13 protein-coding genes are annotated in these 12,926 nt (G+C 44.0%); 1 reads left to right on the top strand and 12 read right to left on the bottom strand.

Annotation, left to right across the window (positions count from 1 at the left end):
* Positions 1 to 505 precede the first annotated feature (505 nt).
* Entirely contained in the window at positions 506 to 1,384 is an 879-nt protein-coding gene (locus L1028_RS20670; protein WP_234539041.1) for a nucleotidyltransferase-like protein, read from the bottom strand.
* Positions 1,385 to 1,511: 127 nt separating this feature from the next.
* Between L1028_RS20670 and L1028_RS20665 the strand changes: the two genes are divergently transcribed.
* Positions 1,512 to 1,877 (top strand): DUF2614 family zinc ribbon-containing protein, encoded by a 366-nt coding sequence (locus tag L1028_RS20665; protein WP_234539039.1) that lies wholly within the window; start codon positions 1,512 to 1,514, stop codon positions 1,875 to 1,877.
* Between the two features lie 115 nt (positions 1,878 to 1,992).
* On the opposite strand, the gene L1028_RS20660 is transcribed toward L1028_RS20665, so the two are convergent.
* The 11 genes from L1028_RS20660 to L1028_RS20610 form a co-directional block, all read right to left on the bottom strand.
* Positions 1,993 to 3,714, bottom strand: a complete 1,722-nt coding sequence (locus tag L1028_RS20660; protein ID WP_234539030.1) for a glycosyl hydrolase family 18 protein — start codon at positions 3,712 to 3,714, stop codon at positions 1,993 to 1,995.
* Positions 3,715 to 3,956: 242 nt separating this feature from the next.
* Positions 3,957 to 4,388 carry a Fur family transcriptional regulator gene (locus L1028_RS20655; protein ID WP_234539028.1) on the bottom strand — a complete coding sequence of 144 codons (432 nt, stop codon included), beginning with the start codon at positions 4,386 to 4,388 and terminating at the stop codon, positions 3,957 to 3,959.
* A gap of 125 nt (positions 4,389 to 4,513) precedes the next feature.
* Complete coding sequence (locus L1028_RS20650) at positions 4,514 to 6,421, bottom strand: DUF4097 family beta strand repeat-containing protein (protein ID WP_234539008.1); 1,908 nt, start codon at positions 6,419 to 6,421, stop codon at positions 4,514 to 4,516.
* A 46-nt stretch (positions 6,422 to 6,467) separates the two neighbouring features.
* Complete coding sequence (locus L1028_RS20645; protein WP_149644906.1) at positions 6,468 to 6,938, bottom strand: GNAT family N-acetyltransferase; 471 nt, start codon at positions 6,936 to 6,938, stop codon at positions 6,468 to 6,470.
* A gap of 110 nt (positions 6,939 to 7,048) precedes the next feature.
* A complete protein-coding gene (gene gatB / locus L1028_RS20640; protein ID WP_423803070.1) occupies positions 7,049 to 8,494 on the bottom strand; it encodes an Asp-tRNA(Asn)/Glu-tRNA(Gln) amidotransferase subunit GatB in 1,446 nt (481 codons plus the stop codon).
* Positions 8,495 to 8,505: 11 nt separating this feature from the next.
* A complete protein-coding gene (gene gatA / locus L1028_RS20635; protein ID WP_234538980.1) occupies positions 8,506 to 9,963 on the bottom strand; it encodes an Asp-tRNA(Asn)/Glu-tRNA(Gln) amidotransferase subunit GatA in 1,458 nt (485 codons plus the stop codon).
* Between the two features lie 27 nt (positions 9,964 to 9,990).
* Positions 9,991 to 10,278, bottom strand: coding sequence for an Asp-tRNA(Asn)/Glu-tRNA(Gln) amidotransferase subunit GatC (gene gatC, locus L1028_RS20630; RefSeq protein WP_042131015.1), 288 nt, complete (start codon positions 10,276 to 10,278; stop codon positions 9,991 to 9,993).
* A 122-nt stretch (positions 10,279 to 10,400) separates the two neighbouring features.
* Positions 10,401 to 10,784 (bottom strand): ATPase, encoded by a 384-nt coding sequence (locus L1028_RS20625; RefSeq protein ID WP_234538971.1) that lies wholly within the window; start codon positions 10,782 to 10,784, stop codon positions 10,401 to 10,403.
* 244 nt (positions 10,785 to 11,028) lie between these two features.
* Positions 11,029 to 11,799, bottom strand: a complete 771-nt coding sequence (locus L1028_RS20620; protein ID WP_234538970.1) for an ABC transporter permease subunit — start codon at positions 11,797 to 11,799, stop codon at positions 11,029 to 11,031.
* Positions 11,796 to 12,710 carry an ABC transporter ATP-binding protein gene (locus L1028_RS20615; protein WP_234538968.1) on the bottom strand — a complete coding sequence of 305 codons (915 nt, stop codon included), beginning with the start codon at positions 12,708 to 12,710 and terminating at the stop codon, positions 11,796 to 11,798. Before L1028_RS20615 ends, L1028_RS20620 begins: the two co-directional genes overlap by 4 nt.
* Positions 12,710 to 12,901, bottom strand: a complete 192-nt coding sequence (locus L1028_RS20610) for a PLDc N-terminal domain-containing protein (protein ID WP_234538966.1) — start codon at positions 12,899 to 12,901, stop codon at positions 12,710 to 12,712. The genes L1028_RS20615 and L1028_RS20610 overlap by 1 nt, the downstream gene beginning before the upstream one ends.
* Positions 12,902 to 12,926: the final 25 nt, after the last annotated feature.

Below are 12,926 nucleotides of genomic sequence, written 5' to 3'. Positions count from 1 at the left end.
CGTTCGTCCTGAGCCAGGATCAAACTCTCCAATTAGTATTGAAAAGAGCGATATGCTCATTTTGAAACATCTGACGAGAAAATTAATTCTCACGATGAAATTTCAAAAGCGTAAAATACGCCGTGAAACTCATCAGTTTTGGATTTCACTTTCGTGATTTCCTACTCACTCGTTGTTCAGTTTTCAAAGATCAAGCTGTTCATTTCGTCGTTGTGTTGTTCAGCAGCGACCTTTATAATATATCACAGCGTCCTCGTTTTAGTCAACCTTTTTTTTAATTTCTTTTTTCGGTTGTCTTTCGAATGTTTTCGAAAGCACATCTCTGTGTCAGAGGGACGAGTTATAATTTAACACATGAACTAGGAAAGAGTCAACCATAAATTTATTAGAATAAATATGAGCGTATCATAATAGAGAGCAAACAAAAAAGAGAGTGCTCAGCCTCTCCCTATCCCTACTTGTTTTATCTATAGATTACCGGCAAATCCTGCATCCAATTTCTTCTCTATAAGGTATATCGGATCGCATGACCCTCTCCCCCATGACCGTCAGCCCATAAAGTAATCTCACGGATTAGCGAACGAGAAACAAGCTTTCGTAAAACTAGGGGCAACTCAGCCTCTAATTGACACAGGCCAGAATGCTGTAGTAATTCTTTTATACTCCACGCTTCCTTACGGCTATTCAGAATATTGAAAAGCAATGCACAACAATCCGTCATTTTGGACATGATCCCAAATTCACATGCCAGAAGAACAAGCTCTACTCTTTGTTCTAAGGTCTCCGTGCTAATGGTTAGTTCCTCATATAGTTTATGAACCGAAGTGTTCATACTTTTAACCTGCTCCCAAACAGCCGGCTCTGGAAATGAACCAGACTCACTCACTTCTATTCTTGCCCAATGATATAGAGCCATCAATACACAGTTATACGCATCCATAATGTAGCCAGCTTCTATATATCGTTTAGATTTCACATACAAATGCAAGAATCGTGCAAACTCCATGAACTCAACTCGTTCCTTAAGAGGCCCTTCAAATTGTAAAATCTCCCGGCGCATATCCCCTAGTATTCCTTTGGGATCCCAGATCACTTCCCCAATCATCAAACTAGTAAGGAGCTCGTTATTATTTCCCGCCATGACAGCCCGCTCCAAAGCGGAAAGGCCAATATGGACTGACTGGGTCCGTGTGTTACCGGCAATGGTGTGGCGAACAATATGTTCTAAATCCCGTTCCTCATGTAAAACTAACACAACCATATCAAAATCGTGAAGTAGCGCGCTTTGAAAGGGAGTACTCCCTTTCTGCCGCAAAGCCACAGCTCCTAAAACATTTTCTTCAAACGTTTCTCCACTCAACAAAGTTACATTGGATAATTCCATGCTTCCCTCCATTAAATTTGGCGAATTTGCGTCCAGTCAGTTATAATTCAGTTATAATTATTATTCTACATATGAAAGACAGTTCCTTCTGGACAACCCAACTATATTTAGTTAGGAGCAAACACTCATGAAGTTTAAAACGGCTAAGATCAACGCTTTTCGCACATGGGGATTACTGCTCACAATGCTCGGAATGGGACTTATGGTTTTGGGTACAGCAGGTATCGTATTCTGGGGATCGACTGGGAAAGTATTTGCTGGAATCGGACTTGTAATCGGTTTAATTTCCATGATGGCAAGTCTTGCGATCTATTTCTGGGCTGGCATGCTGTCAACGAGTGCAGTTCAGTTAGAGTGCCCGGAGTGTCACAAGCTGACCAAGATGCTCGGCAAAACAGACCGCTGTATGTTCTGCCACACCATTCTTACTATGGATCCGGCTGAGGCCACTATTACTGCAGATCAGCTTGAGCATCAGCAAGTAAACCACTAAACACACCTTACAGAGGCTCATTACTAACTAGTTAAAATGCACTCAAATATTTGCTAATACAACAAAGAGGCTCCCGATATGGGAGCCTCTTTGTTTGTTATAAATGAAATTATGATTACTTATGAATCTCTTGTAATGCTTCCCACGCAGAAGGATTACTGAAGCTGCGATTCCATGATCCGATGCCTCCAAGCCCCATGGACTTAGCAAGCTCAACTCTTGACTTTAAGCTCACCTTATCTTCTATCCATATTTTCTTAAGAGCACCATCTTCCTTGTACTCTACGTAATTCTGCCCAGCATCCTTATCAAATGTAGGAGTTAGCTTCTTCTCTTTGATAATTTTTTCAACGGCATTCATACTAACCGATTTAGAGCTTACCTTTGTCTTGCCATCTACTTGAGCCTCAGTCCAGATGCGGGTGTACAACGGTATCCCCAAAATCACCTTCTCAGGCGGTACATTGTCTTCCTCTATGATCCGGCTTATTGAATTCTCTACCCAAGGTAAGGAGGCAACAGAGCCCGCGATAGGGCTAGCCGCCCAATGTTCATCATAAGCCATTACTATTAGATAATCGACTAATGTCCCAAGAGCCTTACGATCAAGGAATGCCGACCACATCTCGCTATTGGATTTAGGTGTCACGTCTATGGAGACGATTAGATTCTTAGCCTGAGCCATCGGTTTTAGCTCTCTCATAAATTGAGTGACATTCTCTCCGTCTTTCGTATACACATTTTCAAAGTCGATATTAATTCCGTCCAAATTATATAAATCCGAATATTCTATGATCTGTACGATTGCATTCATCCGTTTCTCATAGCTGGACAATGCCTCAGTAGTCATATCTGGATCGAAGCTATTGCTAAGCAACCCCCATACCTCTAATCCGTGCCCATGCGCCCACTGCACATACGCACTGTCGGCCTGACTGCGCACATTGCCATCACCATCTATAATACTAAACCAGGTTGGGCTAGTCACGTTAACGCCTGGTAGCTCACCGAAGGTTTCTGGGTTAGGTTTGCGTTGGTAAACAGCCTCCCAATACAAATTCACTGACTTCCCTTTCCAGTTACGTTCAGCGCGTGTTGGCGTGGATTTTTTCGGTTCCACTGTCTTTTGACCATCCCGAACAATGTCGCTTGCCTTGGCATAACCTGCATACCCGCTGCTTAATTGTACAAACAGCCAGTCCTTATTTTCTTCATTCCAAATATTCACGACTGCCCCAGGAGACATATCCGCAACTATAGGTGCATGAATGGATGCCTCATTTCGTAGAGCTACTGACTTGTCTCCTTTTTCACCTTTAACTTTTCCTAGCGAGACAGTCTCTCCTGCCGTCATTAGTAGGATTGCACCAGAATTTGTATCCTCCTGTATTTCAAACCCATATAGATCTTCTAATACATCCGCAGGAAGGTAGGTCACTTTCTCCTTTACTTCAGGCGCTAAGCGCAGCTGCAGCGGACGATTGTTCAGACTAGCATCGGTTTTATCCTCCTGCATGTAAAGGAGCTCACTATCCGTTGATAAGATGACCGATTTCGTCTTCTCTTCATAACGAATGGAAGGATCCACATACTCTTGCAACAATGGTAATGGTAACAACATGCTATCCCCAGTCCCCGAGGCAGAATAACCTGTATGCTCTCCTTTTACAAAGACGGGATGCGCTTGAGCTTTCCAGTCTACATCTATATGCTGACGATTTGGCAATACATAAAACACTACCCAATATGCTGCTGCTACAATGATTAAAAGTCCAAACAAACGCCTAAAAAAACCTCCGCGCTTTTTGACGCGCCTCTGTCCCAGTCTTCTGTCCAAAATATATCCTCCAAATAATAATATGATTTTTAATAGAGTCTAACATTACGATTATAACATCCACTTGGTTTCGTATAACCAGTAGAAAATAGTCATTTATTCTACAAATTGTTACATTCAAGTTGAAACGACGTTGTCATCCTTATATTCTCAAAAAAATAAACGTGAGTCCTCCGCTTTCGGATTTCGCACGTTTATTGTGATAACTTGGTAGATCGCCTTGATACCGTTCTATTCTAGTCTTAATGCTGCTTCTCTCTACAACTTTTGCAAAATCCATGCAGCTCCATACGCAATCCTGTAATCTTAAAGCCTGTAGCTTGCTCAGCATGCAGCTCTACATCCCTAAGCGAAGGATAACTGAAATCCTCAATCTTACCGCATTGCTGACATATAACATGATAATGATCAGACACATTGGCATCAAAACGGCTGGAGCTATCCCCATAGGTCAACTCACGAACCATGCCAGCTTCCATAAACATCTTGAGATTATTATATACGGTTGCCACGCTCATGCTCGGAAATTTAGGCTCTAATGCCCGATATATATCGTCAGCTGTAGGATGATTCATTGCTTCCATCAAATACGTAAGAATCGCATGACGCTGGGGCGTTATACGGACACCTGTTGTTTTTAATTGTTCCAATGCATGTTGTACGCCACTCCCCATAACTGTCACCGCCTTTTAAATTTAAAAATAAAAAAATATTTCTTATAATTGTAAGACTGGGTTTTCAATCTTGTCAACGAAGTCGATACATTATACTCATTATTATATAAGAAAAATTACTTTTTTCAATAACCTCTCACATTTAAGTTGCTGTTCCCCTCAACCTGAACCTTGAACTCAGCTGTGCCCACTTCACCAGATATCTTCTTCTTATCAATGGCTAAGTTAGGTAAATCTGAAATAATATCGCCATATCCACTTGAGCCATTCAACTTATAGTTCCCTAACAACGGCAAATACAATTGAATATCGCCAACTGCACTATAAATGTCCCAGTCTCCTCCGACATCATGAGAACGAACATCGATGATACCATTCAAGGATTCTGCATGTAGCTTCGATCTGGCTCCGTCAATCTCTAAATTACCATTCTTGCTAGAAATATTGATCTCGGCTTCATTCCCGATTGCACCGATATTGCCAACTGCCGTTGATAATTTCAAGGCCCCTGTGACATTCCAAGCATTCATATTGCCACCGCTCGTTGATAAATCAACACTGCCCTGGACGGATCTCGCACGCACAGCTCCATTCAGTGTTTTCCCTTTCACATTACCAAAGATACGATGAAGAATAAGTTCTCCATTCCCCGTTTCCAGCGAAATACCTTCGATCGCTTCTATGTTCTGCAGGGTGATCCCACCATTCATAGTGCGAACATCGAGGTTAAACCGACGGTCTTCCGGCAAAGAAATGTCCAAATCCATTCGCGGCTGACGCTTACCTGATTCTCCGTACGCCTTGCTGTTTGAAGTGATTTTTATGGTTGGTCCTTCAACAACTTCCACAAAGGACTGCTCCGAAATGGCTTCAGCCATCGGACCCTCCAACTGATCTACCCAGACTGTAGTAGTAATTTGAATATTATCTACGGGTGCCCGATGCAATAAAATATCCCCATTAATACCATCAACGGATATTTTGGCTGTATTTAACTTCACTGGAACAATAAGAGGAGCCTTTTGAAATTTGCTCCCCTTCGCCTCGCCATAGTCGACTGCAGCTGCTGTAAGGTTGAGACTCACATTTTTCCACAGATATAAGTAATGTTCTTGTTCGGCAACGATAAACACACTCGCAGCAAGCAATATAGCAGATAAAAGGCCGCGTAAATCCAATCTGATTCTTCCCTTTTGTACAGAGCCTGAACGACCAGAGAAGAAATACATGAACAGGAACTCAATCCCCCATAACACTGGGATGACCGGCCACCACTTCAAGAATAAAAGCATATAATCTGACCCGTCTCTCCAATCCAGAAACAACGGAATGGCAATAGCAATAAGCAAGACCGATGCCGTATATCTTCCTACACGCCGGTTATGAGACTCATTTTTTTTGCGCCAAACGATTCCTCTGACAATTTCTCTCGTTCCTAAATATATACCACCACATAATAAAACTGCAGACACGGCCACTTCGGAGTAATGCTCAATAAAAAATTGCAGCCATGCTGGCTTTTGGCGAAACAGAATGAGAAGCGCTCCCCCTAAAAGAAGTAGAAATCCAAAGGATACGCCAGGTTCACTGACGATACTACGACGCTTAGGAGGTGTAGTTATTTTTGCCACAGGATCATCAAGCTCTTGATCTTCAGGGTAACGGAGAATCTTGTCCGCTGATTGCAGTACATCATACACATTATAGAAATATATCGCCGGAATAATTAGTGCAAGTAAAATAAGCAATGGAACATTAATCTGCATTCCAATGGATGAGAAATAAATTAAAGCTGAGATATCCAATAGTATCAAGAAGATAAAGGTAATTCCTTTGCGGAGAAGCCCAAAGTATAAGTGCCCAGTTCCTGGGATGAGAGCTGCCAATAGTCCAGCGATAAATTTGCGTTTGCGGCGGCGCCGCTTTGGACGTGGAGGGATTATCTTCTTCTGAATCTCACTCTCCGTAGTCTCAAGATCGGCTGAACCCCGCTGCTCTTCCTGCGCTGAGAGCATTGCAGAATCATTTGTCATATCTCGGCTCCTCCTTTCGTAAACATTGGTCTGTGTATATGCTTCTTCAAAGTGAACCACTCCGATAAAAATCAATCAATTCCACACCGGGAGCAACTTCCTGCGATCCCATAGGTACAAAACCATGCTTGCTGTACAAAGAAACGGCAGGCAAGTTTAGCTTCCCCGTCGATACGATGTATTGCTCCATCCCTGAAAAATGTTCAAATACATATTCCAAGAGACTGCTTGCAATACCTCTGCGGAAAAAGTCCGGTCCCACCATCATTCGCGTAATCGTGAGTTTGCCCGGGGATTCTTCTTCTATAGCAATAGCACCCATCAGTTCTTCATCTTCATCAAAGCAGCCGTAAAAATCCTCTTTAGAGTGGCTGAGCATCTCTCTCGTCTCCATAAGCGGTGGGATCTCACGAAACCCTATTAACTCCGCTTCTAGTCGGTAGGCCTTATGCTGGAGGCTCCATAGTTCATTAACGGTACTATCATCCTGGAGGTTTAGCTTAATAATTGTATTCATCCCTACTAGTCCCCTTATATGCCGCTAAGGGCCTGCCGTTGCCGACAAGCCCTTAGCTTATTACATAAGTATAGTGTAAAACTTATACTTTCTTATATTTCAAATAAAGGTTAGCTGCTCAATACCTCGATCAGAAGTTTATTCGCAAGACCTGGATTTGCCTTACCTTTACTTTCTTTCATAACTTGTCCTACTAGGAAGCCGATGGCTTTCTGTTTACCTGCTTTATAATCTTCCACTGATTGTGGATTGGCAGCTACGACAGCTTCCACAATTCCTTTAATGGCACCTTCATCGCTGATTTGTACCAGACCTTTTTCCTCAACGATTTCAGCAGGCAATTTACCGCTCTCTAGCATTTCTTTAAATACCGTTTTAGCGATCTTGCTACTGATGGTTCCACCTGCAATGAGACCGATCATTTCCCCGAGCCCTTGCGGCGTAATTTTGACCTGAGACAATTCCAGGTTATTACTATTCAAATAAGCAAGCAGATCACCCATGATCCAGTTAGCTACAGCCTTGGCATCCTGCGTATAAGTAAGACATCCTTCGAAAAAGTCCGCTAACGGTTTAGAGGAAGTGATCACGCCAGCATCATAAGCTGTAAGACCCAGTTCTTCACTGTAGCGAGCTTGTCTTGCATCCGGTAGTTCCGGGATCGTCGAACGAATAGATTCTTTCCAGGCATCGTCAATATGCAGCACGATCAGATCTGGATCAGGGAAATAACGATAATCATGCGCTTCTTCTTTCCCACGCATAGATAAAGTTTTCCCTTGGGCTTCATCCCAGCGGCGGGTCTCTTGTACAACTACTCCACCATCATCCAGGATCTCAGCCTGACGATATTGTTCATACTCCAGTCCACGCAGCACACCGCGGAAGGAGTTCATGTTCTTAAGCTCTGCTCTAATACCGAATTCCTCTTGTCCTGCTGGTCGTAGACTGATGTTCGCGTCACAGCGCATCGATCCCTCTTCCATCTTGACATCGGATACGTCGCAGTATTGCATAATGGCACGGATTTTCTCCAGATAAGCACGAGCTTCCTCTGGCGAGCGCAAGTCTGGCTCAGATACGATTTCGATAAGCGGTGTTCCCACCCGGTTGAAATCGACGAGCGACGCAAAACCGCCATCTACGTGCGTCAGCTTACCCGCATCCTCTTCCAAATGAAGACGAGTAATACCGATCCGTTTCGTTTCTCCATTCACTTCAATGTCGATCCAGCCGTTCAAACCGATAGGCTGATCGAACTGAGAAATCTGATAAGCTTTCGGTGAATCCGGGTAAAAATAGTTCTTGCGGTCGAATTTACTAACATCACCAATGGTACAATTTAGCGCCATCGCTGCTTTCATAGCGTAATCTACCGCTTGTTTGTTAAGCACTGGCAATACGCCGGGGTGACCCAGGCAGACAGGACAGGTATGTGTGTTAGGCGGGGCTCCAAATTCAGTGGAGCATCCGCAAAAGATTTTGGAGTTGGTATGAAGCTCTACGTGAACCTCTAAGCCGATGACCGTTTCGTATTTAGACATAAGTAATCCCATTCCCTCCTTTACTACAGCTGTGGACGCTGCTTGTGATGATCAGTATTTTGTTCAAAAGCGTGAGCAACACGCAGAATCGTACTCTCGTCAAATTCTTTACCGATAATTTGCAAACCTACTGGCATGCCTTCCGCAAAGCCACAAGGAACGCTAACGGCAGGAATACCTGCCAAGCTCACAGGAATCGTGAGAATATCGTTCAGATACATGGTCAGCGGATCTTCCGTCTGTGAACCTAATTTGAATGCTGTCGTAGGCGCTGTTGGGCCAATGACCACATCATATTTTTTAAAGATGTCATCAAAGTCCTGTTTAATCAAAGTACGCACTTTTTGTGCTTTTAAATAATAAGCATCGTAATACCCGGAGCTAAGCGCATAAGTCCCTAGCATAATACGACGTTTGACCTCAGGGCCAAAGCCGCGACTGCGGGAATTAAGATATAGATCAAGCAATCCTCCGCCTTCATCTACACGTGCACCATAACGCACACCGTCAAAACGCGCGAGGTTAGATGAAGCTTCCGAAGAGGACAGCAAATAATAAGCTGCTACTGCGTATTCCGTATGTGGTAACGAAACTTCCTCCCAGACAGCACCCATTCCTTCCAGCACCTTAAGTGCGGACAAGACTGTCTCACGCACAGAAGCATCGACACCTGCTCCCAAGTATTCCTTAGGTACAGCAATGCGAAGTCCGGAAACATCACCAGTCAGAGAACTCAAATAATCAGGAATTTCTACTTTAGCTGAAGTAGAGTCCTGGGCATCATAACCAGCAATCGCTTGAAGCACATATGCAGAATCCTCTACATTACGTGTTAATGGTCCAATCTGATCGAGTGAGGAAGCAAAGGCCACCAGTCCGTAACGTGATACAAGGCCATACGTAGGTTTGAGACCTACAACGCCGCAATAAGAAGCAGGCTGGCGGATTGAACCTCCAGTATCCGAACCTAATGAGAAGAACACTTCACCTGCAGCTACTGCAGCAGCAGATCCGCCGCTGGACCCGCCAGGAACACGTTCAAGATCCCAAGGGTTACGCACAGGCCCAAAACTTGAGTTCTCGTTAGATCCGCCCATTGCGAATTCATCCATATTCAATTTACCGATCGTTACAGCATCTGCCTGCTGCAGTTTAGAAGCTACAGTTGCGTTATATATCGGCTGAAAATTGTTCAAAAATTGGCTGGCACAGGTCGTGCGTAGTCCCTTAGTTACAATATTATCCTTAACTCCGGTAGGAAGACCAAACAGCAACCCTCGTGCTGCTCCAGATGCCAGTTTGTCGTCCAAAGCGCGTGCAGATGCACGTGCGCCCTCCTCATTCAAGGTCAAAAATGCATTTACTTTCTTATCCCGCTCAGCGATAATCGCCAGCGATTCTTCAGTCAGTTCACTGACCGATACTTCTTTAGCAGTTAACATGCGATGTACTTCAGGCAATCGATTTTGAAACAGGCTCAAGATTCTTCCCCCTTTCTAATTATGTAGTTATTCCAAAACAGCTGGAACCTTGAAATGTCCGTCTTCATCATCCGGCGCGTTAAGAAGTGCTTCCTCTTGCGTTAGGCTTTCCTTCACAACATCATCACGCATCACATTACTGACCTGCAGTACATGCGTGGTCGGCTTCACATTCTCCGTATCTAGCTCATTCAACTTCTCAGCATATTGTAAAATAGCATTCATTTGTTCTGTAAAGGTTGCCTCTTCTTCCGGGCTCAATTGCAGACGAGCCAGCTTGGCCACATGCTGCACATCTTTAACGGTAATGCTCATAAGATAAATCCCTCCTGTTTAAAGGGCTAAAGCGCCCGGATAACGTTTTTAATTATATTGTAGAAGCTTGGACAATTCAATGATGGGGTTATAACAAAAAAGCCGGCTTTCGCCGGCCTTCCTTAAATCCAAGCTCTAAGATTCACTTGTTTGATGAAATCTGCTTGGGACATGCTTTCGGTTGACGTTGCTTCCGTCTCTTCTGTATCCATATCTTCACCGTTCATCAAATGATGAAACAGCTTCTCATTGTACGTGGACAAAGCATAATCAATTAACGCTTCATGCGTTGCTCTTTCAGCCTCAGCTACTAATAAATGTTCTTCCGCCTCAATGTCTTCAGCCGGAACATAAAAGTTCCTGTTGGCTTCCGGTACACGTATAACATAGTCAAACGCATTATCGGGATTGCGGTCGTAAGCAATTAGGTAGCCGTATTCCCCGATAGGAAGACTCTGCTCAAAAGCGTCCGCAACAATGACAATCTTTTCTCCTAAACGCAGCATCGCCCTACCTCCTGACCCCAAAATCTATCATGATTTTGCTTATTTCAACAGTCTACTAAAAAAAGATAGAACTGTCTAGCGGCAGTCCAGACGATCCTGATAATTCTACCAAGCAATAACGCCTTCGGCGTCCCCTAAGGACGATATGCGTTTATGCGAGAAATAGAAGGATAATGTATAGTGTGAAGCTTATACTTTCTTATATTTTAAAATATACTATATTCGATACAGCACAGCTTAATAATCAGTCGGGAAAGTTGTTCTTTCTTGTCAAAAGCGCAGCCCCAACAAGGCAAATTATGATCAATACACCGGCAGAAAGATATGGACCTGCTCTAAAGCCCTCTCCATCTGTAAGAATTCCTGCTGACAGCCCGGAAAGTGCTGCGGGTGTCCAGTCAAACCATGTAGGGAATAAGCCTAAGCCTAATGACAATCCAGCCATTAACGCCAGTGCTAAAAAAGCGGCTACTGGAGGTCTTAAAAAGGCACTAAACAACAACGTAGCCGAGACAACACATAATAACCACAAACTATATACTCCAGAAGCTGCGATAACATCGCCCCATGAAAGTGATCCAATTAGCTGCTCCGTGTAATAAGCAGCACCCGCTGCGCCCAATCCAAGCGCAACAACAAGCAGGGTCAGTTGAGCTGTCCATTTAGCGATCACTATTGCCGCGGGAGAAACCGGTCTTACCAGAATTAATTCCATAGTTCCGCTATAGCGTTCTCCAGCTAAAATATTCATCGAGCCTAGCGCCAATACCAGCATTCCAATTGTTCCATACTGTCCCAGTGCTTGCGCCATCACAATAGCGGCACTCGGTATTTCATACCCTTCAAGCAGTCCTGGGGGCACATCCCCGGAGGCTTTTAATATTTCCGGCAAATAATAAGTGGTTAAAGGCTGCATAATGCCTAAAATGATGAACACGACAGGTATCCAGATCAGCTTATAACTGCGAGCCATCTCGAGCATTTCTTTTCGATAAAGGACCCAGGTGCTGCTCATACGCCCACCACCTTCATAAATAAATCCTCTAATGTGGAAGAGCCTGCTTCAAATTGCAGCAGTGGAATTTCGAGCTGCGCTGCTTCTTGCAAAATCGTCTGGCGGGCCTTTTCTACATCATTCACATTAAATACAGCATGATCCCCAAACAACTGCGACTCCAGTACAAACGGCTTGGAGGCAAGAGATTCCAGCCACTGAATGGCTTCTTTGTGCTTCTCGGTACGTAAACGAATAACAGGAAGGCTGTAATGTGAACGAAGCTGCGACAGAGACCCCTGCTCAGCAATGCGTCCATGATTCATTAAAATAATATCATCACAAATCTCTTCTGCGTCATGCAGCACATGCGTGGAGAAAACTACCGTAGTCTCTTCACGTATTTCTCGAAGCAATTCCATCACCTCCCTGCGGCCGATCGGATCAAGTGCTGATACAGGCTCATCCAGTATAAGCAGTCGAGGGCGATGCACAAGTGCCTGTGCGAGACCCAAACGCTGCTTCATCCCCCCGGAATATCCACCAATCCTGCGGCGAGCATCGTTATTGAGGCCAACACGCTTAAGCGATTCCAAAGCACTGCTTGTTGCTTCTTTAGCCCCCATTCCACTAAGCTTTGCAGCAAACACAACATATTCCTGTCCAGTCATCCAACCGTAAAAGGCTGGGGATTGTGGTACATATCCTAGTCCTCTGCGATATTCTGCTCCGGGACGGCTCCCCTCAAACGAAATCATTCCAGAGGTGGGTTCTAAAAGACCCGCCAGCATACGTAGTGTGGTCGTCTTTCCTGCACCATTGGGTCCTAGTAAAGCGACGCATCTCCCTTTTTCAATATCAAAGCTTATATCTTGTACGGAAATATGCGCCCCATAGCTTTTACGTAAATTTGTAACTTGAAGGAGTGACATTAGACATCTTTCCTTCCTATCGTGAAATAAGCTACGCTGCCTAATATATTTCCGAAAATTATGATTATAATCCACAACCATTTTGGACCACGTACTCTATCTGCTTTGGCTAAAGAAATCAAACCGATAATAGCCAGTAAAGCCTGCAAAATGATCAACGGCATAATTAAACCCCAATTTACATCCTCCATGAAGTACCACTCCTTTTGTGTTATG

It is taken from the genome of Paenibacillus pseudetheri (assembly GCF_924513355.1).
Taxonomy (GTDB): Bacteria; Bacillota; Bacilli; order Paenibacillales; family Paenibacillaceae; genus Paenibacillus_AQ; species Paenibacillus_AQ pseudetheri.
Note: the sequence above shows the minus strand (reverse complement) of the source record. Positions and strands in the feature narration are given on the sequence as shown.

Coding starts and splice junctions, on each gene's coding strand:
- L1028_RS20670 (WP_234539041.1), bottom strand. CDS start 1,384: ATGGAATTATCCAATGTAACTTTGTTGAGTGGAGAAACGTTTGAAGAA.
- L1028_RS20665 (WP_234539039.1), top strand. CDS start 1,512: ATGAAGTTTAAAACGGCTAAGATCAACGCTTTTCGCACATGGGGATTA.
- L1028_RS20655 (WP_234539028.1), bottom strand. CDS start 4,388: ATGGGGAGTGGCGTACAACATGCATTGGAACAATTAAAAACAACAGGT.
- L1028_RS20650 (WP_234539008.1), bottom strand. CDS start 6,421: ATGACAAATGATTCTGCAATGCTCTCAGCGCAGGAAGAGCAGCGGGGT.
- L1028_RS20645 (WP_149644906.1), bottom strand. CDS start 6,938: ATGAATACAATTATTAAGCTAAACCTCCAGGATGATAGTACCGTTAAT.
- gatB (WP_423803070.1), bottom strand. CDS start 8,494: ATGGGATTACTTATGTCTAAATACGAAACGGTCATCGGCTTAGAGGTT.
- gatC (WP_042131015.1), bottom strand. CDS start 10,278: ATGAGCATTACCGTTAAAGATGTGCAGCATGTGGCCAAGCTGGCTCGT.
- L1028_RS20625 (WP_234538971.1), bottom strand. CDS start 10,784: ATGCTGCGTTTAGGAGAAAAGATTGTCATTGTTGCGGACGCTTTTGAG.
- L1028_RS20620 (WP_234538970.1), bottom strand. CDS start 11,799: ATGAGCAGCACCTGGGTCCTTTATCGAAAAGAAATGCTCGAGATGGCT.
- L1028_RS20615 (WP_234538968.1), bottom strand. CDS start 12,710: ATGTCACTCCTTCAAGTTACAAATTTACGTAAAAGCTATGGGGCGCAT.
- L1028_RS20610 (WP_234538966.1), bottom strand. CDS start 12,901: ATGGAGGATGTAAATTGGGGTTTAATTATGCCGTTGATCATTTTGCAG.